General features: G+C 42.1%; 25 protein-coding genes. 19 read left to right on the forward strand and 6 right to left on the reverse strand.

Features of this window, described 5'->3' with window-relative positions:
- Positions 1-2: 2 nt before the first annotated feature.
- On the forward strand, positions 3-1373 hold the full coding sequence (gene purB, locus H5181_RS01180; protein WP_182749945.1) for an adenylosuccinate lyase: 1371 nt from the start codon (positions 3-5) through the stop codon (positions 1371-1373).
- A 93-nt stretch (positions 1374-1466) separates the two neighbouring features.
- Positions 1467-2609 carry a cupin domain-containing protein gene (locus H5181_RS01185; protein ID WP_182750017.1) on the forward strand — a complete coding sequence of 381 codons (1143 nt, stop codon included), beginning with the start codon at positions 1467-1469 and terminating at the stop codon, positions 2607-2609.
- Positions 2610-2753: 144 nt separating this feature from the next.
- On the opposite strand, the gene H5181_RS01190 is transcribed toward H5181_RS01185, so the two are convergent.
- On the reverse strand, positions 2754-3194 hold the full coding sequence (locus tag H5181_RS01190) for a DUF4826 family protein (protein WP_011637719.1): 441 nt from the start codon (positions 3192-3194) through the stop codon (positions 2754-2756).
- A gap of 284 nt (positions 3195-3478) precedes the next feature.
- Here H5181_RS01190 and H5181_RS01195 point away from each other — a divergent pair, with 284 nt between their 5' ends.
- The 5 genes from H5181_RS01195 to H5181_RS01215 all read left to right on the forward strand — a co-directional run bounded on the left by H5181_RS01195 (position 3479) and on the right by H5181_RS01215 (position 8716).
- On the forward strand, positions 3479-4510 hold the full coding sequence (locus H5181_RS01195) for a Glu/Leu/Phe/Val dehydrogenase (protein ID WP_182749948.1): 1032 nt from the start codon (positions 3479-3481) through the stop codon (positions 4508-4510).
- Between the two features lie 260 nt (positions 4511-4770).
- Positions 4771-5673 carry a UDP-2,3-diacylglucosamine diphosphatase gene (locus H5181_RS01200; protein WP_182749950.1) on the forward strand — a complete coding sequence of 301 codons (903 nt, stop codon included), beginning with the start codon at positions 4771-4773 and terminating at the stop codon, positions 5671-5673.
- 13 nt (positions 5674-5686) lie between these two features.
- A complete protein-coding gene (locus H5181_RS01205; protein WP_182749952.1) occupies positions 5687-7426 on the forward strand; it encodes a lysophospholipid acyltransferase family protein in 1740 nt (579 codons plus the stop codon).
- Positions 7427-7532: 106 nt separating this feature from the next.
- Entirely contained in the window at positions 7533-7991 is a 459-nt protein-coding gene (locus H5181_RS01210) for a CBS domain-containing protein (RefSeq protein ID WP_011637723.1), read from the forward strand.
- A gap of 380 nt (positions 7992-8371) precedes the next feature.
- Positions 8372-8716 (forward strand): hypothetical protein, encoded by a 345-nt coding sequence (locus H5181_RS01215; protein WP_182749954.1) that lies wholly within the window; start codon positions 8372-8374, stop codon positions 8714-8716.
- 42 nt (positions 8717-8758) lie between these two features.
- Here H5181_RS01215 and H5181_RS01220 read toward each other — a convergent pair whose 3' ends face one another.
- Positions 8759-9865 carry an energy transducer TonB gene (locus H5181_RS01220; protein WP_182749956.1) on the reverse strand — a complete coding sequence of 369 codons (1107 nt, stop codon included), beginning with the start codon at positions 9863-9865 and terminating at the stop codon, positions 8759-8761.
- A 251-nt stretch (positions 9866-10116) separates the two neighbouring features.
- On the opposite strand from H5181_RS01220, the gene H5181_RS01225 reads away from it, so the two are divergent.
- From H5181_RS01225 to H5181_RS01240, 4 genes are read left to right on the forward strand one after another with little or no spacing between them, the layout of a single operon-like run.
- Positions 10117-10854 (forward strand): DUF1538 domain-containing protein, encoded by a 738-nt coding sequence (locus H5181_RS01225; protein ID WP_182749958.1) that lies wholly within the window; start codon positions 10117-10119, stop codon positions 10852-10854.
- A gap of 30 nt (positions 10855-10884) precedes the next feature.
- Positions 10885-11652 carry a DUF1538 domain-containing protein gene (locus H5181_RS01230; RefSeq protein ID WP_102036690.1) on the forward strand — a complete coding sequence of 256 codons (768 nt, stop codon included), beginning with the start codon at positions 10885-10887 and terminating at the stop codon, positions 11650-11652.
- A gap of 3 nt (positions 11653-11655) precedes the next feature.
- Positions 11656-12006 (forward strand): P-II family nitrogen regulator, encoded by a 351-nt coding sequence (locus tag H5181_RS01235; protein WP_059743897.1) that lies wholly within the window; start codon positions 11656-11658, stop codon positions 12004-12006.
- On the forward strand, positions 12003-12407 hold the full coding sequence (locus H5181_RS01240) for a CBS domain-containing protein (protein ID WP_182749960.1): 405 nt from the start codon (positions 12003-12005) through the stop codon (positions 12405-12407). Before H5181_RS01235 ends, H5181_RS01240 begins: the two co-directional genes overlap by 4 nt.
- Positions 12408-12435: 28 nt before the next feature.
- Here the strand turns inward: H5181_RS01240 and H5181_RS01245 are convergent, their stop codons facing one another.
- A complete protein-coding gene (locus H5181_RS01245; protein WP_182749962.1) occupies positions 12436-13305 on the reverse strand; it encodes a LysR family transcriptional regulator in 870 nt (289 codons plus the stop codon).
- Positions 13306-13434: 129 nt separating this feature from the next.
- Between H5181_RS01245 and H5181_RS01250 the strand changes: the two genes are divergently transcribed.
- Together H5181_RS01250 and H5181_RS01255 are read left to right on the forward strand one after the other, a co-directional pair.
- Complete coding sequence (locus H5181_RS01250; protein WP_259396910.1) at positions 13435-13749, forward strand: putative quinol monooxygenase; 315 nt, start codon at positions 13435-13437, stop codon at positions 13747-13749.
- A 3-nt stretch (positions 13750-13752) separates the two neighbouring features.
- Positions 13753-14775 carry a Gfo/Idh/MocA family protein gene (locus H5181_RS01255; RefSeq protein ID WP_220491616.1) on the forward strand — a complete coding sequence of 341 codons (1023 nt, stop codon included), beginning with the start codon at positions 13753-13755 and terminating at the stop codon, positions 14773-14775.
- On the opposite strand, the gene H5181_RS01260 is transcribed toward H5181_RS01255, so the two are convergent.
- The 3 genes from H5181_RS01260 to H5181_RS20960 form a co-directional block, all read right to left on the reverse strand.
- On the reverse strand, positions 14737-15141 hold the full coding sequence (locus H5181_RS01260) for an NUDIX hydrolase (protein WP_182749964.1): 405 nt from the start codon (positions 15139-15141) through the stop codon (positions 14737-14739). The genes H5181_RS01255 and H5181_RS01260 overlap by 39 nt on opposite strands.
- A 47-nt stretch (positions 15142-15188) precedes the next feature.
- Positions 15189-15623, reverse strand: coding sequence for a hypothetical protein (locus H5181_RS01265; RefSeq protein WP_182749966.1), 435 nt, complete (start codon positions 15621-15623; stop codon positions 15189-15191).
- Positions 15624-15855: 232 nt separating this feature from the next.
- On the reverse strand, positions 15856-16014 hold the full coding sequence (locus H5181_RS20960; protein ID WP_182750020.1) for a LysR family transcriptional regulator: 159 nt from the start codon (positions 16012-16014) through the stop codon (positions 15856-15858).
- 134 nt (positions 16015-16148) lie between these two features.
- Between H5181_RS20960 and H5181_RS01275 the strand changes: the two genes are divergently transcribed.
- From H5181_RS01275 to H5181_RS01300, 6 genes are read left to right on the forward strand one after another with little or no spacing between them, the layout of a single operon-like run.
- On the forward strand, positions 16149-16625 hold the full coding sequence (locus H5181_RS01275; RefSeq protein ID WP_182749968.1) for a Rap1a/Tai family immunity protein: 477 nt from the start codon (positions 16149-16151) through the stop codon (positions 16623-16625).
- Positions 16622-17143 (forward strand): Na+/H+ antiporter subunit E, encoded by a 522-nt coding sequence (locus H5181_RS01280; protein WP_011637736.1) that lies wholly within the window; start codon positions 16622-16624, stop codon positions 17141-17143. Before H5181_RS01275 ends, H5181_RS01280 begins: the two co-directional genes overlap by 4 nt.
- Before the next feature lie 2 nt (positions 17144-17145).
- Positions 17146-17427, forward strand: a complete 282-nt coding sequence (locus H5181_RS01285; RefSeq protein WP_259396911.1) for a monovalent cation/H+ antiporter complex subunit F — start codon at positions 17146-17148, stop codon at positions 17425-17427.
- Positions 17420-17779 (forward strand): monovalent cation/H(+) antiporter subunit G, encoded by a 360-nt coding sequence (gene mnhG / locus H5181_RS01290; protein ID WP_011637738.1) that lies wholly within the window; start codon positions 17420-17422, stop codon positions 17777-17779. The genes H5181_RS01285 and mnhG overlap by 8 nt, the downstream gene beginning before the upstream one ends.
- Positions 17776-18756, forward strand: a complete 981-nt coding sequence (locus tag H5181_RS01295) for a DUF4040 domain-containing protein (RefSeq protein WP_182749970.1) — start codon at positions 17776-17778, stop codon at positions 18754-18756. Before mnhG ends, H5181_RS01295 begins: the two co-directional genes overlap by 4 nt.
- Positions 18753-19112 carry a cation:proton antiporter subunit C gene (locus H5181_RS01300; protein ID WP_011637740.1) on the forward strand — a complete coding sequence of 120 codons (360 nt, stop codon included), beginning with the start codon at positions 18753-18755 and terminating at the stop codon, positions 19110-19112. Before H5181_RS01295 ends, H5181_RS01300 begins: the two co-directional genes overlap by 4 nt.
- Positions 19113-19116: the final 4 nt, after the last annotated feature.

Here is a 19116-nt window from a genome sequence, read left to right on the forward strand (position 1 = left end):
AAATGGATCTTTCCGCACTAACTGCTATCTCTCCGGTAGACGGTCGTTATGGTAGTAAAACCGCCTCATTAAGAGGGATTTTCAGCGAGTTCGGTCTTACTAAGTACCGTGTTCAAGTTGAAATCAACTGGTTAAAGCTATTATCTAGCTGCCCAGAGATTGAAGAAGTTCCCCCTTTTAGCGAAACTGCCCTTGCCGTGCTAGACAGCATTAAGGACAACTTTAGCGAACAAGACGCTCTACGCGTTAAAGCGATTGAAAGCACCACCAATCACGACGTTAAAGCGGTTGAGTACTTTATTAAAGAACAAATTGCCAATAATGCCGAGTTAGTCGCAATTGATGAATTTGTTCATTTTGCCTGTACCTCTGAAGACATTAACAACTTATCTCATGGCTTAATGTTAAAAGAAGCGCGTGAACAAGTGCTAGTGCCGCATTGTCAGCAAATTATTGATGCAATCAAAAAATTAGCGCATGACAATAAAAGCGTGCCATTAATGTCACGCACCCACGGCCAGCCAGCATCGCCATCAACGTTAGGCAAAGAAATGGCTAACGTTGCGGTACGTTTAGAGCGTCAATTAAACCAAATCAACGCTGTTGAGATTATGGGTAAAATTAACGGTGCAGTCGGTAACTACAACGCACACATTTCAGCATACCCAGAAGTAAACTGGCATGAGTTGTCACAGCGTTTTGTCACCAGCCTTGGTATTAATTGGAACGCATATACCACTCAGATTGAGCCGCATGATTACATTGCTGAATTGTTCGATGCCATTGCTCGTTTCAACACCATCCTAATCGATTTTGATCGTGATATTTGGGGTTATGTTGCACTAGGCCACTTTAAGCAGCGCACTATCGCTGGCGAAATTGGTTCATCAACGATGCCGCACAAAGTCAATCCAATTGATTTTGAAAACTCTGAAGGTAACTTAGGTATCGCTAACGCGCTAATGCAGCACTTAGCTGCTAAATTACCCGTTTCAAGATGGCAACGTGACCTAACTGACTCAACCGTATTGCGTAACTTAGGTGTCGGTATGGCTCACTCGTTAATTGCTTATCAAGCAACCTTGAAAGGCATTAGCAAGTTAGAAGTGAATGAAGCACAACTTTTAGCAGAACTAGACAAAAACTGGGAAGTATTGGCAGAGCCAGTGCAAACCGTAATGCGTCGTTACGGTATTGAAAAACCGTATGAGAAGTTAAAAGAACTGACGCGTGGCAAACGTATTGATGCAGCACAACTTGCAGTATTCATCGATGGTCTTGAATTACCAGAACACGTAAAAATTGAATTGAAAAAGATGACCCCAGCAAACTACATTGGCCGCGCAGAAGCCTTTGTTGATGAGCTAAAATAGTCTTATAAGCTTATACATAACATTAGCGGTCGCATATGTGGCCGCTTTTTTATTGTATTACCACTCGTTAATTATCTCGACCTGAGGTCAATGATGTACACATTAAATATTGATACCCAAGCCTTTATTAAACAGCATTGGCAGCAAAAACCACTTGTTATCAAACAGGCTTTTATCGACTTTGAAGATCCTATCGCCGCAGATGAACTTGCAGGCCTAGCCTGTGAAGAAGAAATATCATCACGCGTTGTGGTCACAAAAGGTGATGACTGGGACGTAGTCCAAGGTCCATTTGAAGACTACGACCAATTTGGTGAAGACAACTGGCAGCTATTAGTTCAAGCCGTAAACCATTGGTACCCTGACTCACAGGCTTTAGTCGAAGCATTTCGATTTTTACCAGACTGGCGCTTTGATGACTTAATGGCATCATTTGCCACGCCAGGTGGTGGTGTTGGGCCGCATATCGATAACTACGATGTGTTTATCATTCAAGGCGATGGCGAACGTCGTTGGAAAGTGGGCGACAAAGGTCAACATAAGCGTCGTGGTGATAACCCTAACTCACCGCTAGTTGACGACTTCGAACCTATCATCGATGTGGTATTACAAAAAGGCGATGTACTTTATATTCCACCAGGATACCCACACTGCGGCGAAACATTATCGTTAGCCTTGTCATATTCGATTGGTTTTAGAGCCCCTAGCCAGCAAGAATTATTAACTGAACTCGCGGATAGTTTAATCGACAGCAACCAAGGCCACAAACGCTTTAATTCTGTGGATGAGCCAGCCACTCCAGGATTGATTAGCCAATCACACCAGCAAGGTATTATGGATTTATTGACCCAATTGGCTCAAGATCCGGTCAGCTATCAAACCATGCTAGGTAAACTACTGAGTCAAAATCGTTTCGAACTTGATATCTGTGAAGGCGAAGAACCATTAACAGCCGATGAGTTATTGGAAGCGATTGAGCAAGGCGCGATAATTCAACGCATTGGTGGTTTGAAAGTATTGCAGTTAGAAAATGATAATGAGCAGCGTTTGTTTATCAATGGCGAAGTGTACACCTTTGCTAATCTCACAAATGACATGTTACAGCTATTGGCTAACCAGGTAAGGATCACGCCTGAAGAGGCAAGTGTATTCACAGCCAACGAAGCGGCATTGGATATTCTGACTGGATTACTCAATCAAGGGTTATTCTACTTAGCCGAAGACGATTGCGAATAATCGTTAGCATATAAGTCACTGAGCTTGATGGCCGCTTTCAACAAGATCTCATCAATATGATCCACCAAGCTCAAGATAACAAAAAAGGCACTGTGAGTGCCTTTTTTATGTTTATTACGTCAAGTTACTCACTGGCTTAGGGCATTACCCCCACAGCTTCTCATCTTGATTCATTTTATATAAGCTTTCTGCACGCGACACCAATAATTGCGCAAACTTAAGTTGAGTAGGATCTTTGGTGACACCCGACTTATGCAAGTTCTCAGCTTTAAGTTGCCACATCATAGAAAAATGTCTAATCGCATCACGAGCCGTCGCCGCGACTTTAACATCAACATAATCAGAAGGTAAATCACCTGACATTACCCAAAATGTTTGTTTTTTAGGTTGCTTCGATTCCATCTTCCAAATGGCTAAATAAGGAGCAAGATAACGGCTTTCGTCAGCAAGTACTTTGCTTGGGATCACCCCTTTCTCAGCCAAAAAACGGTTCGCCTTTTGAAATTGAGTACGAACCCACTCTTGTCTTAATGCCTCTGGATCTGGTGTTGGCTGTGCAACCGACTCTGCTACTTCTTCAGTCATAATACTTCCTATCTTATTGTTATATTGCAGGTTAGAACAAAAATGCAACCTGATATTCAATCTCAAAAACACTGATGCAACATACGTTACTTTACGTTTACGTAAAGTGGCAAGCTAAATTTCCACATCAATGACAAAAATAACTAAATCATGCTTTGTTGAGAGTATCGCTAAATGCTATCGTGCTGCAATAAATATAACAAGCAGTCGTTTGCGCCTTTTGTACTCAATTAACAGAAGGTGTGAGAACTTTACTTCAACAAGCTAGCAAGCGGAGATATCACGTGGCAGTTTTTAATCATGTTTCGTTCGATGAACACGAACAAGTGGTCTTTTGTCATGATAAACAAAGTGGTTTAAAAGCCATTATTGCGGTCCATAACACTAACCTAGGCCCTGCCGTAGGTGGTTGTCGTATGTGGAACTATCAATCGGATGATGAAGCCTTAACAGACGTATTACGTCTTTCTCGTGGAATGACTTATAAAAATGCGTTAGCGGGTCTCACCATGGGTGGCGGTAAAGCAGTGATCATCGCCGATCCTAAAACAACCGACCGCGAAGCGTTATTTCTTGCATTCGGACGCTTTGTGAACAGTTTAGGTGGCAAATATTATTCTGCTGAAGACGTTGGCGTATCGACATCAGACATTATGATAGCCAGCCGTGAAACTGAATTTGTTGCCGGTCTTGAAGGTAAATCAGGCGACCCATCGCCACTAACCGCCTTAGGCACTTATCTTGGTATTAAAGCTGCCGTAAAGCATCAACGTGGCATTGATAGCCTAAAGGGAATTAAAGTCTCTGTGCAAGGCGTGGGACACGTTGGTTATTACTTATGTAAGCATTTACATAATGCTGGCGCTGAACTGATTGTTACCGACATTCATCAAGCCTCGCTTGACCGAGTTGCAACCGAATTTGGCGCAACCGTTGTTGCTCCGCAAGATATCTATACCCAGGATGTTGATGTCTATGCACCTTGCGCATTAGGTGCAACACTTAACGACACAACCTTGCCATTATTAAAAGCCACCATCGTTGCCGGTTGTGCTAATAACCAGTTAGCTGAAGCTCGCCACGGAGAAAAACTCAAGCAAATGGGTATTCTGTATGCACCAGATTACGTCATTAATGCTGGCGGTATTATCAACGTGTCATTTGAGAAAAACTATGACGCTGCGGCTTCTACGGCCAAGGTTGAGCAGATTTACAACACCCTACTGACTATTTTTGAACGTGCTGATACCGAGAACCGCACTACTGGTTCTGTAGCCGATGAAATGGCTAAAGCAATTATTGAAGCCGCAAGATAGTTAATCAGCTTGATATTAAGGCTTTTGAATCCCTTAATATGACTTTATAAACATGCATTTATAAACATGAATTTATAAACATGAATTATAAAAAAAGCTAAAAAGGAAATGCCTATGCATTTCCTTTTTTATTACCCCTCTCTCCAGATATTGTTGATGACTGGTTCATCAAGTTGCAACAAATCGTTCACCTTATCGTCAAATAGCTGCCCTACTCTAAATCAACACTGACGCAATCTGTGTATTAGGGTGAATGACGGATGATCTCACACAGCAAAAAAAGCAATCAACAACGCCAACCTTTATCGCACTTAACTCACAGCGACAAAGTTCAGCATTTTCATGCCTTGTGGATATCGGATGTTCATCTAGGCAGCATTGATTGTAAAGCCGACTTTTTATTACATTTTCTCAATCACAGCCAATGCCAATACTTATATCTGGTCGGCGATATTGTTGATATATGGGCGTTGAAAAAACGTGTTTATTGGCCTGATAGCCACAATAAAGTCATACAAAAAATCCTCGAACTGGCCAGTAATGGCACCCAAGTATTTTATATACCAGGTAATCATGATGAGGCTTTCAAAGCTTATGCCGACAGCCATTTCAGAGGCATTACCCTTGCCAAGCAGCATATTCATCAATCCCTTAGCGGCAAAGGCTTTTTAATGCTACATGGCGATCAATTTGACTCACAAGTGTGTGTTAGCCGTACCTACGCAAAATTAGGTGACCATTTATATGATGTCTTACTGTGGTTAAACCGGCTATTGCATGTAGTAAGAAGCCGTCTTGGCTATCCGTACTGGTCATTAGCGAGCTACATCAAACTTCGCGTCAACAAAGCTCAGCAAGCCATAAACCAATACCGAGATGCTGTACTGCGCTATGCCATTAAAAAACAAGTCGACATGGTGATATGTGGCCATATCCATCAGCCAGAATTATCACAGCATACGATTAATGATCGCGTCATCACTTACGCTAATGATGGTGATTGGGTTGAAAATTGTACTCTCATTGCAGAAACAGAATCTGGAGATGTGCAGTTACTCAAATGGGATGAACAAACGTTACAAGCTACCGCAGTAAACACGATTGATTTTGGCAGTTCAGAGGCGACATCAATCATCACGCCCCAAAAACAGCACGTTGCATAAATAAGGCTAAAATATGATATTTACTGTCGATAATGTGGTTGAAAAAAACCTGCCAAATGTGCATAACAAGCCTTGGTTAGCCGTGCCGACTAAAGCCATGTTGCGCTACTTACTTCATGAAAAGCAGTGTAATGACATTGCGAACGAACACGCGCATTTATCCGGGGTCGATTTTGTTGAACAAATTCTTTCCTGTTTAAATTTCAGCTACAGCGTCCCCAATAACGAAATTGAAAATATACCCATTGAAGGCCGAGTGGTGATCTACGCTAATCACCCTATTGGTTCGCTTGATGCGCTGGCATTAATCAAACTGATTAGCCAAGTGAGACCAGACATAAAGGTCGTTGCCAATGAATTACTTATGGCCATTAAACCGCTTCACTCCATTTTATTGCCTGTACGTAACATGACTGGTGGAACACCGAAACAACATTTAAATGAAATTCATCATCACCTTAAACGTGAAGGTGCGGTATTGATTTTCCCCTCGGGTGAAGTGTCGCGTTTACGCCCTACTGGCGTCACAGATTTACATTGGCACAGCGGATTTTTAAAAATGGCTCGCGCCTGTAATGCGCCGCTTTTACCCATGTATGTGGATGCGAAGAACTCTGCCACATTTTATGGTGCTTCAATGATTTACAAACCATTAGCGACGTTATTGCTGGTCAAAGAAATGTTTAAACAAATGGATCATGTCATGCCAGTACGGATTGGCCAATTGATTGCAAAAGAAGTCGTCAGCACTCAAGATTTCCCACTTAAAACCAAAGTGAATCTGCTTAAAAATCATTTATACCGCATTGGTAAAAATCGCAGTCCGTTATTCATTACCCAAAATGCCATTGCTCATCCTGAAAAACGCAGTGAGCTACAACAAGCATTACAACAATGCGAATTGCTCGGTAAAACCCAAGACAATAAACAAATCTATTTATACAAGCATACCCACAGCAGTGCGATTATGCGTGAGATTGGCCGACTTCGTGAAATCGCATTCAGAGCCGTGGGTGAAGGTACCGGTAAACGTCGCGATACCGATAAATATGATAATCACTATTTTCATTTAGTGTTATGGGATAAAGATGAATTAGAAATTGTTGGTGCCTACCGTTTTGCCAGTGCAAAAATGATCCATGACACCGTTGGTGAAAATGCTTTATATAGCCAATCACTCTTTGAATATCGCGATGCGTTCGCCCCTTATTTTGATCAAGGCCTCGAACTTGGTCGCAGCTTTGTCCAACCTAAATATTGGGGTCGCCGAAGTTTAGAATATTTGTGGCAAGGTATTGGTGCGTTTTTGATTAAAAACCCGCAGTATCGTTACCTCTTTGGGCCCGTGTCGCTAAGCGATAGCCTGCCGGTACCAGCCAAAGAGATGTTAGTGTTTTTTTACCAACATCACTTCGCTACTAAACACGTTTTAGCGACTTCATTTAATTCATATCAATTCACCGACGAACGTCAGCATCAATTACACCAGTTATTCAATGGCAATGACTATGCTGATAATTTTAAAATACTCAAACGGACGCTATCGAATATGGGTGTATCAGTACCGACGTTATTTAAGCAGTATGGCGAATTGTGCGACAACAATGGCGTACAGTTTCTCGATTTTGGTATTGATGCAGAGTTTGGCGACTGTATCGATGGTTTAGTATTAGTCGACATTCATCAGTTAAAGCCGATTAAATATCAAAAATACTTGGCGGGACATTTACCCGAAAACAAAATTGCATCTTGACCAAATACAAGCTGCTAAGCTTAATAAGAGGTTGTCATTAGGCGTTAAATGATTGTTACACTGATGTTTATCTGATATAAAAGTATAAATACGTGGAGAATCGCTTATGACAACTTCTACTGAAATGTTAGCTGAGACATTACCTGATACCCCGACTAAACATCTCTGTGTCGCGGACATCATGACTACGCGAGTGGTTACCATTGAAATGGATGATCGGTTAATACTGGCAAAAGAAATTTTCGACAACGTCAGCTTCCATCATTTATTAGTGGTTGATAACGAGCAACTGAGTGGAATATTGTCTCATCGGGACTTTCTACGAGCGCTCAGTCCTAATATCGGTACCGCTGCTGAATTAATGCGAGACACTGAAACCCTGCAAAAAAGAGTTCATCAAGTCATGACTCACAATCCATTCACCATCGCCCCTCATTGCGATATCAATCAAGCAACCAAGCTTATTTTAGACCACGATATAGGATGTTTACCGGTATTAGACAACAATGTCATCGTGGGCATTATTACTTGGAAAGATCTATTGAATGCCTATTACGTTAAGTAAATGGTTAGCTTTTCATTTATGTAATCGTTAACAAAAAAACAACCTGTCTGTTACTACAGTATTTTTGAACGGCCCTTTTAAGCTGTCGTTTAGTTCGAATACTCATCGTATAAGTTCCGTATATTAACCGTATATTAACCGTATAATAACCGTATAATCTGACATTCAATCTGCTGCTTTATTTATCATCAACCGCTAATGTTGAAGTGCCGAAAAAACACATTTTGGCAATAGCCTTTTCAAAAAATAAATATTACTAAGCCTGCCAACTAGATAGCTTCATTTCGTAAATTGTTCATATTTATATGCTGGAAAATGTCACATTACTCTGCTTTTATTAGACACAGGGCTCGTGGCTATCATGTGATAAGGACAGCATTATGATTAAGTTTACATACCACCTCAATCAAGACAATATTGAGTTGCAAGCGAGTAATTGGTGCGGACTAGAACGGGTATTTATTAATGGTAAAGTGGTGTCACGCAAGTTCAATTTTGGTTTACAAAGCATGCATGATGTATTACTCAATAATGGTAAAAAGTGTCGTTTTCAATTAATTGTCGATCCACAAACAGAATTAGTCTCTTGCCGTATTTACAAACAAAACCAATTAGTGACTATTTTAAATCAAGGTAAAAAACAGCTACAAAAAAGCCAGTTCCTTATCGAAACTAGCTTCGTTGTTGCATGTGTCGGCATGCTCAGCTTGTTTTGGTTAAGTTAAACATAACCAATGAGATTGGTATAACACAAGCAGACTTGGGTATTAACCTATGGTGAAATCAAGCTGAACGGTAGACTTTGCTTCTGTTGGCTTACCATCAACAAATTTAGGTGCATAACGCCATTGACTGAGCGCTTCTATCGATTCTTTTTCAAACTGGGTGCCACCTTTAGAGTCAATGATCTCAGGTGATTTAACAAAACCATTTTCATCTACCGTAAACTCAACTTGCACCCAACCAGATTTTCTTCTTTGAGCATATGATTGCGGGTATTTTGGTGGTTTTCTAAATAACGGGGTTTGTTCTTGTTGGTCACTCCATGGCGTCATTTTACCAATCGCAATGCAATGCTCAGTGGCTTTATCGCCTAGGCCTTTTTGCTCATACAGTTTCACTAACAAGGCATGCGCACGAAGCTCATACGGATGGCTATAAGGTAATGCCCGATATTGTTTGATAACTTCAACTAAATTCGTAATAGCTTGAGTTGGCTTACCCATAGTCTCATATAACGCACCCACTAGATAAGTAGCATCAACTCGTTTAATGGCATCTTCTGGCAACTTACTGGTATAAATATCGTAAGCGTCAAACGCCAAAGTTCTCACGGTGCGAGTATAATACTCGGTGTGCGATAAACGATGAAACGTAATGAGTTTGACTTCGGCAACCGTTAACTCATTGTCAGAATTCTCAGCAATCTCTATTGCCTCAAATAATAACGTTTTCGCGTATTTATCATCTGTTGTCGATTCAGCTAATCCAATCAAAGGATCGATTAACTCGATAGCATTATCGGTCACGTTTTCACGGTATACAGCTAATGCAGAAGTAAATAATTGATGCGCCTTAAGCGTCGCATCATCTTCAATAACACGGCCTTGATTCTTTTTCTTAGGTTCAACCATTACCGCATTTGCATAATTAATGGCTAACTTAGCGCTATCAAAGCTGTCTTGACCGAATTTAATTTGACCTAACTCATAGGCTTGCTGCGCATATTTCAGCGTATCTTGGTTGTTGTTACTTTCAACAGAAGCATTGTACTGTTGATAAGCTTGTGAAAAATCCTCTACATCGGTTGGTTCAGCATAAGCTACGTGGCTAACAAAAGCCGCCGCTATCGATAAACGTAAGAGTGTTTTCATTGTTGTCTAAATCCTTTTTATTTTTATCCTTGACCCTTTCTTATGCGATGCAAAATACTGGTCGAATATATGTAGAACAATATGAGTCTCAGTTTAAATCATTTTCATGACTTACATCAACTTAATGATTTTTATTGTAAATAATATGTTGCGTAATCATCATCAAAGGCCAAACTGAATATAACTGCTTACGATGTTGTTAGCAGGCTATACAACAATGACAGCCATTGTCACCCACTACAGGAGCCAAGATGTCAGCCATCATCAAATTGCTCCAAGCGATGTTAAGTAGCTTCAAAGACCTTATTCCGATTATCTTAGTGGTCAGTTTTTTTGAAATATTTGTCCTTCATCAAGCGCCTGCACAACTTGGTTCTATTCTTGTGGGTGTGGTGTTTATTGTATTGGGACTGACCTTTTTTGTATTTGGTTTGGAAATGGGTTTATTTCCGATTGGCGAATCTCTGGCTGAAGCATTAGCACGCAAAGGTAGTGTATTTTGGTTAGTTATTTTCTCATTCTCGTTAGGTTTTGGCACCACATTAGCAGAACCAGCTCTTACGGCTGTTGCAAACGAAGCGGCACAGGTTGCCGCGAATGCTGGTGCGATCGAGTCAAACGAACAAGCCATGAGTTCTTATGCGATGGGCTTACGGTTAACCGTCGCGGTCTCGGTTGGCCTAGCCATTTTACTTGGGGTCATCCGTATTCTTAAGGGATGGCCAATCCACTACCTCATTATTGGCGGTTACGTGTTGGTAATGATCCTCACCAGCTTTGCACCTGCCAACATTATCGGCATTGCATATGATTCTGGTGGCGTCACCACATCGACCATTACTGTGCCTTTAGTGACAGCACTTGGGGTTGGCCTGGCAAGTGTGATTAAAGGCCGTAATCCGATGGTAGATGGCTTTGGATTAATTGCTTTTGCAAGCCTTAGTCCAATGATTTTTGTATTACTGTACGGCATGGTGTTTTTGCAGTGATCGCAATCGCGAACTATATGAGGAGTTGTTTTGCTCAATGAACTGATTAGCACTTTATTACTGACTGCTCGTGATGTCATACCTATCGCGATAATTTTGTTTGGCTTTCAGCTGGGCGTGCTTAAACGTCCAATAAACCAATGGCGTAAAGTATTACTCGGATTTGTTTATGTGATTATCGGACTCACTTTTTTTCTCGTCGGTTTGCAATTGGCGCTATTCCCTATCGGTGAGAGCATGGCAAATCAACTGACCACCAGCGAGTTTTTACACCCTGATGGTGGTAATGAGCCGTTTATTTGGCAAGACTACTTTTGGGTTTATGTGTTTGCCGCCGCAATCGGTTTTAGCACCACCATCGCAGAACCGTCATTAATTGCAGTGGCAATCAAAGCCAACCAAGTTTCGGGTGGCACCATTGGCATCCAAGGCCTACGAATGTCTGTGGCGTTTGGCGTGGCGATTGGGATTACGTTGGGTTGTTTTCGTATTGTGGTTGGCGATCCCATTCACTATTACATTATGGCCGGCTATGTGGTGGTGGTCATTCAAACTTTTTATGCCCCAAAAATGATTGTCCCTTTAGCCTATGACTCTGGTGGCGTAACCACCTCAACGGTAACAGTGCCATTAGTTGCGGCATTAGGACTTGGGCTTGCCACCAATGTTGAAGGCCGTAATCCATTAATTGATGGCTTTGGCTTGATTGCCTTTGCCAGTTTATTTCCGATGATCACTGTAATGGGTTACGCCCAAGCAGTTGACTATTTATCCAAACGAAAAGCCACTAAGGAGTAACCTATGCGCTTTAAATTAATTGTCGCTTTTGTCGATGATGACTGTACCGATAAGGTGCTTGATGCAGCGCGTATTGCAGGCGCAACGGGTGCCACGGTAATTAATCATGCTCGCGGGGAAGGCTTAGAAAAAAAGAAAACCTTTATGGGGCTTACCTTGGATGTTCAGCGAGATGTGATTTTATGGTTGGTAGAAGAACACATGAGCCGCAACATTCTCGAAACCATTTCTAACGTAGGTGAATTTGACACAAATTCAGGCAAAGGTATTGCGATTCAAATTGATGTTGAAGATGCCGTTGGTGTGGCCCATCAAGTTCAAAAATTGAGTAAAGACATTGAGGATCAAATATGAGTAGCACAACCCCTATTCGTAATCGCGACGTCATGAATAACCATTACGTCATGGTTGATGGAATGCACACTGTGGCCGAAGCGATCCAAGAAGCCATTAGCAATAACGTCAATATATTAGTCGTTAATAAACGCAATGATCATGACGAATTCGGCATGGTACTCATGAGCGATATTGCTCGTAAAATATTAGCCAAAGACAAGTCACCTGAGCGCACCAATATTTACGAAATCATGATAAAGCCAGTGCTTTCGGTGCCTTTAGATATGGACGTTCGCTACACAGCAAGGCTTTTTGAGCGCTTTAATATCAATAAAGCGCCGGTGATTGAAGCGGGTGAGATTTTAGGATTTGTCACTTATGACAATATTGTGCTTAAGGGCATGATAGCAAAGTCATAATATGCATCTACTTATTATGCACATGTGGTTATTCGAGCTGGCGAATAATAAAATCAATCAAAGTTCGTGTTTTTAATGGCAGATTTTTGTCTTTATATAATAAGTGTATTGGCATCGCATCTGGAGGTATTAATGCGCTGACATTTATTAACAATCCAGCTTTAATTGCCTCTTCCACCACAATCTGTGGCTGTAAAATTATACCCAATCCATCTATCGCGGCTTGGGTTAATACTAAGCCACTATTGGACAACAATCTAAAGCTGCGTTTACCAAACAACTGGCTATGGGCAACCGCTAATGAAGCACTTTTAGAATAGCTAAAGCCTAAACAATCATGATGAGGTAAATCGTCAATTGACGCTATTGGCGGGTGTTGAGCTAAATAGTGAGGTGAAGCACAAAATATCATTTCATAATTCATGATATGTCTGCCAATTAACGCAGAGTCATTAAGAGTGCCAATCCTAACCACTACATCAGCATGATCTACCATGGGATCGATAAGATTATTATCAAGTCGCAATTCCACATCAATTTGCGGATACTGCAGTAAAAATTGATTCACTATCGGTGCCAGCACAATATTGCCAAAGCTCACTGGAGCATTAATTCTAATGGTGCCTTTTGGCTTCGAACTCATCGACTGCAGCGTGTTTTCAGCTTGCTCAATAGCCATCAAGATTGGCTGGCATTCTTGGTAATAAACGAGGCCCGATTCCGTTAATTCTTGTTGACGAGTGGTACGGTTAATCAACTTAACCCCTAGGTAAGACTCTAACTGATTAATGTGCTTACTCACCATAGTTCGGCTGATGTTAAACCGATGAGCTGCTGCAACATAGTTGCCCTGCTCGGCCACATGACTAAACACCTTCATCGCGGTTAATTTATCCACCAAACGTCCTTAATGCATTATCAATTCAGTGTTAATTATAAACCTATAGTGTTTTCTGTAAACACCATTAAACCATTTAGGAACACGCTTAAGTGGTTTACGATGACGTGATATTAATTAGGAGTCGTTATGAACAACAAACTGAACCAACAAGGCGTGTTTATCACTGCCGAAATTCACATTAAAGATGAGGTGCCATTGGCACAAGGCATCGCAGCTGTCCGTCAATTCTGTGTGGATATGAATAGCGAACCAGGTTGTTCACTTGCAATGGCTCTGCAAAATAAAACCAATCCTAAGCAATTTGTGTTTTGGGAGCGTTATAACGACCAAGCTGCATTTGATGCACACTTTGCAGCGGATCATACTCAAGCATTTATCAAATCGGCGTTAACCGATCTAAAGCAAGCGTTTGACTATCAACTATTAACGACTGAGGGATAATCAATGTGTGGATCGATTAAATGGGCAATACTAGGCACCAGTTTTATCTCTGGGGTAATGGCTGATGCGATTAAAGCACAAGGTCAAAGTACAATTTATGGTGTTGCCGGACGCAACACCATAACATTGGCAGAGTTTGCCACTGAGTATCAAATTCCACATCAATTTACGGATTTTGATGCGTTAATCAACAGCCCTGAAGTCGATGTTATCTACATTGCTCTGCCAAATCACTTACATCATGAATACATAATCAAAGCGGCTAATGCTGGCAAAGCGATTTTATGTGAAAAATCATTGTCTGTAGATATGCCAAAAACCATCGAAAGTCTTGCTGCAGTAGAGCAAAACAAGGTGTTTTTCCTTGAAGGCTTAATGTATTTAGCTCACCCCTTTATGCAACAGCTAAGCAAAACATTAGCCACTGGTGTGATAGGTGAAATAAAAAATATTCGCGGCCAATATTGTGCAGCCATAAGCCAATTTGTTAACCCTACCAGCCTTGGGGCATTATTTAACTTGGGTTGCTACCCAGCATCGTTAATGCAGTTAGTCATGCAACAGCAATTTGGTACCGAGCAAAGCCAACAATACCAAATTGAAGCGACGGGTAGACGCGGCCAAGACGGTAATATTTGCGAATCAACCGCCATTGTCAGTTACAGCAACGGCGTGCAATGTCATCTGCATACCGCTGAAGACTATGGTCTGCACGCAGGCTTTACTATTCTAGGCAGCTTAGGAAGTATTGAGTTCACATCGAACCCTTGGTTGCCAGAATCTCAGGGTAATCAATTTACGGTGAGATTATATGAACAACAAGCTGAAGTTGTAGATGTTGAAGCTAAAGGCAATGGGTTTTACTATCAAGTAGAAGCTGTGCTTAACGCATTAAAAACTAAGCAATACACAGTACCTAGACCTTTGGTACAGCTCAGTGATTCTGTTGATATTATGCAAATGCTAACCACATGGCATAACGCCGCCTTAGAAAGCCGCGCTGCGAACCACACCACTGAACGCTAAACATTCGTTTACTCGCTGTTGCTGAATGTTAGATAATTCAGTAACAGCAACGAAAGCGTACTCGCTGTGTTCATCGCTTAAACGTATTGTCGCTCCTTGGGGTAACTCGCAACGAAAGATAAACACTTGCGATTGATACGCACTGTGAAAATACACCCCAGACAGATATTGCACATCCACCTCACAGCCAATCTCTTCTACGCATTCACGTTGTAATGCTTGATGAATCGTTTCATTAGGATCTAACCCGCCACCCGGCAAGCCCCATTGTTTGTCACCATAAGTGGCTTTTAACAGCAAGACTTCCCCTACTGTATTGGTTATGACCGCGTGAGAACTCAATCTAAATAAGTCATTAAATGCCATGATGGTTTCCTGTTATAAATAGAGGCTTGTTATTTGCTCTTTAAAAACTACCGCCATAACTGCTTTGTTCCAAGTAAATAGTAAATACCATAGATGCAACAAACTGTTGAGCTAACTAACCAAAAAGCCATAGAGTTTTGATGGATCTCGGGGGCTGACGTGAAAAAAGGCACAATTAACCCCGCCACACCACGAATTAGGTATACAGCAGTGATTAACACTAAACATGTTTTTAGAAACGGTAACTTAACAATTAAGCCCGCGCCCGAAAATGCATAAAGCCCCCAGACACAAAGAACAGCAGCGATAACCGATGTGACAATGGTGGGATATATATCACCGGCAGCAGCCATTTGAGCCATTTGTTCACCAGCACCAAAAAAGAGGTACCAGTCTGGGCCGCCAAATATACAACTGATGTGTAGTAAGGCTGCAAAGAGACTTAAGCAACCTGCAATAACGAGTAAACTATTCCTTTGCATTCAAAATCCTTTTGGCACCAGCTCCACTATGGAGTTAGTAATAGTGAGTTAGTTAAAATGTGTAGCAAATTGACAACGAGTTCCGCATTAGTTGCTTAATAGCGATGACTTTTTAAATTGTTTGTATAACTTGCCTTGATGGTAGCTCATTTGCCACCACTCATTATTCAGTGACCATATAGCACTACGCAGTGAAAATATCGGCGTTGGTTTAAGCTATGGCCTTCGGCCACTAATATCCTAATTGAACTTTTAATAAGTTTAACTGAGCACTAAGCGTTTGAGGCGTAATATGCATGAATTTTGATGCCTGAGCGGTACTGCCAAATGTTGCTATCGTATGAAAATACTGTAAGTGATGATAATTAAACTTACCATATGATTCCCTAATGTACTTTCTCTCATCTAATGTTTATTTTCTCAAAATACATTATCAATTTTTTATTGATGAAAAAAAAACTAAAATAGACTTTTAGTACTATGATTAATTGTATAAAGTTAAGTCATTAGAGAAAAAGGATTTATATGTCAAAAAGTAGTTTCCCCTTAATGGTTTTCGCTTTCTTGGCCGTTCAATTATTGTCAGTATCACCAGCTAAGGCTGTAGAGGTACTGACGGCTCAAGAACTTTCATCGCACTGCGCACTGTTTAACTCTGAACCAGAAAGTGTTGATGGTCAGTATTGTGTCCGCTATATTCAAGGCTTTATAGATGGTGCAATAGCGACCGATGCAAGAGTCATGCTAAATGCGGAAAGTGCCCTTGCAAGTAAAGAGACTTTCACGGAACGCGCGATTCGCACTCGTATGCCAAACCGTTTAGACCGTTCCAGAGCAGCAGGCCTAGCCGGTTTTTGCCTCGGAGATCCGCTGCCATTGCGCGATGTTGTTAACGTTATCGTCACCGATCTAGCAGCCCAAACAGATAACAGCGAAGAAAATGAACCGGCGATGGAAGTCGTCTATAAATCATTACTGAAAAACTATCCCTGCAAACTATGAGCTTAACTCTAACCCAGCATACGTTTCAACGCGGCGAAACAAGACTCTCGTCTGTTTTGCTACTTCTGCTTATTTTAGCAATATCTTGGCTTCTCTGGTCCGGACTCTACAAACCACTGGTCATGAGTTTGGGGGCTTTGTCCTGCTTGCTCAGCGTTTACTTGGCACATCGTATGGGCTTTTTCCGGCATCATACAAATTTGCTTAGACTTATGCCTCGCCTGCCTGGCTATTGGTTGTGGCTGTTGCGAGAGATTATTATTTCGAGTCTGGACGTAGCCAAGCTAATCCTGAAACCCTCTATGCCTATAAGCCCCACCGTGGTTGTACTTGAAGCGGAAGCCAAAACGGACGTGGGCCAAGTAATTCTTGGCAATTCCATTACCCTGTCTCCTGGAACCGTCACGTTGGATTTACACGAGGGGAAAATATTGATTCATTGCCTAACCAGTGAAAGCGCAAAAGAATTACAAAAAGGCGAAGCGAATCGTCGAGTAGCAGCTCTGGAGCCCCGCTAATTATGTATATTGTTGTCTCTATAGCCATTTTGGTGACTATGGTATTGGCCTTAGTGAGAGCACTTAAAGGGCCAAGCGTTTACGATCGCGTACTGGCAGTCAATGTGTTTGGTACCAAGACCGTATTGTTATTGTCCGTCATTGCATTTCTTTACGGTCGGCCTGATTTTCTTGATCTTGCGTTGGCCTACGCCCTGGTCAATATGGTCGGGATTCTTGCAGTATTAAATTTTTTCCAAAATCGTTCCCGAAGAAAATCTGACACCGAGGCAGAAAATGATTGATGTCGCGCTAGATATTCTGAGTTGGATTTTACTCGTTCTAGGTGGTGCCTGCGTGTTAATCGGCGGTATAGGCGGCCTGCGCCTGCCAAACTTTTACACCAGAATTCATGCCGCCAGTCTTACTGATACCATGGCGACTATCTTAATTTTTGTTGGTATGATCCTACAAGCAGGTTTGTCTCTAGCCGCTATTAAACTGTTTGCTATTATGCTGTTTTTGCTGCTGACTGGCCCAACTGCTACCTATGCGTTGGCCAATGCCGCGCTATTATCCGGTCTCAAGCCAGACGATGGAAGCGCTAGCGACGCACCCAAGGCTAACAACTTACCCAAAGAGGGGGCTGGAGAATGATCTTAATTTTTGCGCTATTCCTACTGACCCTTCTCGTCATTACCGCTATTGCTATAGTGCGCACCGACGACCTGTTTGTCGCGGTAATGCTGACATCTATTTTCAGTTTACTAATGGCGGCCAACTTTTTTATTTTGGACGCTGCTGATGTAGCACTAACAGAAGCCGCGGTGGGTGCTGGAGTGACAACGGTAATCTTCCTCTGTGCATTGGAGCTGACTGGTGACCGGGAAAAAGCGCGAGTTGGAGGTCGGTGGATAGCTCTAAGTACTGTGGGCGTTCTGGCATTGCTAATAATATACGCCACTTTCGACAAACCACGGCTCGGCGACCCTGATGCCCCAGTGCATCAGCATCTTGCGCCTTGGTATCTAGAAAAAACGCCTGAGTATATTGATATTCCCAATGTGGTCACCGCAATCCTTGGCAGCTTTCGAGGCTATGACACGCTGGGCGAAGTGTTTGTTGTTTTCGCTGCTTGTATCGGGGTTTTATTCATCCTTGGTGTGAGCCCTTCACGAAAAAATCAGCCAGTGATTAAAAAAAGTAGTGGTCTACGCCACCATCTGATCCCCCAAGTAGTCGGCCGACTGCTGATACCATTTATCGTGTTATTTGGTCTTTATGTACAATTCCATGGCGAATATGGCCCGGGCGGAGGATTCCAAGCTGGTGCAATTATTGCCACAGGCATAATCCTTTACGCGCTGCTCGAAGGCGAATCCGAAGCATTGCGCGCAATACCTCGTGGGGTGCTGTTGGGCATGGTTATAGGCGGTGCATTGCTATATGGCGGCGTGGGTGTGGCTTGCATGTTGATGGGAGGAACATTTCTAGATTATTCAGTACTAGCCGCTGACCCTGTGTTTGGGCAACAGCTGGGTATTTTAATTATCGAGGCTGGCGTTGGGATGGCGGTATGTGGTGCACTTCTGGCTATTTTCCATGCGTTCGCTGCCCGAGAGAGATTGTCATGAAACTATTAGAACTGCTGGGCTATTTCAATTATTGGGTATTCGCTATCATTTTAACGGTGGGACTGTATGCCGTGATTAGCAAAACCAATTTGATAAAAAAACTCATTGGATTATCCATATTTCAATCTGCTGTATTCCTTATGTATATTACTATGGACAAGGTAGAAGGCGGGACAGCCCCCATCATACAAAGCGGTGTAGAAGATCAAATATTTTCAAACCCAGTACCACAGGTACTGATACTAACAGCCATCGTTGTGGGAGTATCTACCCTCGCATTGGGACTGGCCATGGTTGTACGTATCAAAGAATGTTATGGCACGATCGAAGAAAACGAAATTTTGGATGCCGACTGACTAC

It is taken from the genome of Shewanella sp. SG44-2 (assembly GCF_014164215.1).
Lineage (GTDB): Bacteria > Pseudomonadota > Gammaproteobacteria > Enterobacterales > Shewanellaceae > Shewanella > Shewanella frigidimarina.

Coding starts and splice junctions, on each gene's coding strand:
- purB (WP_182749945.1), top strand. CDS start 3: ATGGATCTTTCCGCACTAACTGCTATCTCTCCGGTAGACGGTCGTTAT.
- H5181_RS01185 (WP_182750017.1), top strand. CDS start 1,467: ATGTACACATTAAATATTGATACCCAAGCCTTTATTAAACAGCATTGG.
- H5181_RS01190 (WP_011637719.1), bottom strand. CDS start 3,194: ATGACTGAAGAAGTAGCAGAGTCGGTTGCACAGCCAACACCAGATCCA.
- H5181_RS01200 (WP_182749950.1), top strand. CDS start 4,771: ATGATCTCACACAGCAAAAAAAGCAATCAACAACGCCAACCTTTATCG.
- H5181_RS01205 (WP_182749952.1), top strand. CDS start 5,687: ATGATATTTACTGTCGATAATGTGGTTGAAAAAAACCTGCCAAATGTG.
- H5181_RS01210 (WP_011637723.1), top strand. CDS start 7,533: ATGACAACTTCTACTGAAATGTTAGCTGAGACATTACCTGATACCCCG.
- H5181_RS01215 (WP_182749954.1), top strand. CDS start 8,372: ATGATTAAGTTTACATACCACCTCAATCAAGACAATATTGAGTTGCAA.
- H5181_RS01220 (WP_182749956.1), bottom strand. CDS start 9,865: ATGAAAACACTCTTACGTTTATCGATAGCGGCGGCTTTTGTTAGCCAC.
- H5181_RS01225 (WP_182749958.1), top strand. CDS start 10,117: ATGTCAGCCATCATCAAATTGCTCCAAGCGATGTTAAGTAGCTTCAAA.
- H5181_RS01235 (WP_059743897.1), top strand. CDS start 11,656: ATGCGCTTTAAATTAATTGTCGCTTTTGTCGATGATGACTGTACCGAT.
- H5181_RS01240 (WP_182749960.1), top strand. CDS start 12,003: ATGAGTAGCACAACCCCTATTCGTAATCGCGACGTCATGAATAACCAT.
- H5181_RS01250 (WP_259396910.1), top strand. CDS start 13,435: ATGAACAACAAACTGAACCAACAAGGCGTGTTTATCACTGCCGAAATT.
- H5181_RS01255 (WP_220491616.1), top strand. CDS start 13,753: ATGTGTGGATCGATTAAATGGGCAATACTAGGCACCAGTTTTATCTCT.
- H5181_RS01260 (WP_182749964.1), bottom strand. CDS start 15,141: ATGGCATTTAATGACTTATTTAGATTGAGTTCTCACGCGGTCATAACC.
- H5181_RS01265 (WP_182749966.1), bottom strand. CDS start 15,623: ATGCAAAGGAATAGTTTACTCGTTATTGCAGGTTGCTTAAGTCTCTTT.
- H5181_RS01275 (WP_182749968.1), top strand. CDS start 16,149: ATGTCAAAAAGTAGTTTCCCCTTAATGGTTTTCGCTTTCTTGGCCGTT.
- H5181_RS01280 (WP_011637736.1), top strand. CDS start 16,622: ATGAGCTTAACTCTAACCCAGCATACGTTTCAACGCGGCGAAACAAGA.
- H5181_RS01285 (WP_259396911.1), top strand. CDS start 17,146: ATGTATATTGTTGTCTCTATAGCCATTTTGGTGACTATGGTATTGGCC.
- mnhG (WP_011637738.1), top strand. CDS start 17,420: ATGATTGATGTCGCGCTAGATATTCTGAGTTGGATTTTACTCGTTCTA.
- H5181_RS01295 (WP_182749970.1), top strand. CDS start 17,776: ATGATCTTAATTTTTGCGCTATTCCTACTGACCCTTCTCGTCATTACC.
- H5181_RS01300 (WP_011637740.1), top strand. CDS start 18,753: ATGAAACTATTAGAACTGCTGGGCTATTTCAATTATTGGGTATTCGCT.